1 protein-coding gene is annotated in these 781 nt (G+C 55.1%); it reads left to right on the top strand.

The genetic code is table 11. The annotated features are described in order from the left end of the window. Window positions 1–115: 115 nt before the first annotated feature. Window positions 116–781: IS4 family transposase (locus BK658_RS28060; RefSeq protein WP_123585145.1), on the top strand; the 666-nt coding region annotated here is incomplete at its 3' end.

The raw sequence follows: 781 nt of genomic DNA, 5'->3' as shown, positions 1-781 counted from the left end.
GCATTCCCACGCAGAGCGTCACTAGTGTCCGGTAAAAACTGAAGGGGGAGCTTGCTCCCCCTTGCTGTGCCCGCTTCTCAGCGATAATCGGTTCTTTCAGACTCGATTTCCGGCCATGTTCAGCAGCACTCGCCTTGCACAGATGCTCCAGGCACTTCCTCATCAACTCTTCAAAAACGCAGTCAAACGCTGCGGAGCTGATCGCTACGCCAAACAATTCACCTCTTGGGATCTGCTCATCACGCTGATTTTTGGCCAGATCACACAGGCCCAAAGCTTGCGCACTCTGGCGACGGCGTCGCAATCTCTGGAGCCTCACCGTTACCATCTCAACGCAAAGAACATGGTGCGTTCGACCTTGTGTGATGCGTTGAACAAGCGCAGCCCAGAGCCGTTTCGATTGGCCTGCGAACACCTGCTCCAAGGCGTTGGTCGCAAGCAGCGTAAATCCCTCGAAGCCATGATTACGTTGATTGACTCGACCTCAATTACCTTGCGCGGTCCGGGCTTCGATGACTGGACCACCGCGACGAAGACCCGCATAACACAAGGTCTGAAGGTGCATGTGGCGATCGATCCACGGCAAACGGCCCCGACTTACGTGAACATCACCGCCGCCAACGTCAACGATCTGAGCGATGCCCTGACCATGCCGCTCGAAGCGGACATGACATACGTTTTCGACAAGGGTTACTGCGACTACAACTGGTGGCACCAGATCGATCAGGTGGGGGCTATCTTCGTCACACGGCTCAAAAAAAACGCCAATATGGATCACGTA

It is taken from the genome of Pseudomonas brassicacearum (assembly GCF_003732175.1).
GTDB lineage: Bacteria > Pseudomonadota > Gammaproteobacteria > Pseudomonadales > Pseudomonadaceae > Aquipseudomonas > Aquipseudomonas brassicacearum_G.
The sequence above is the reverse complement of the archived record's forward strand: the minus strand, read 5'-3'. Positions and strand labels throughout refer to the sequence as shown.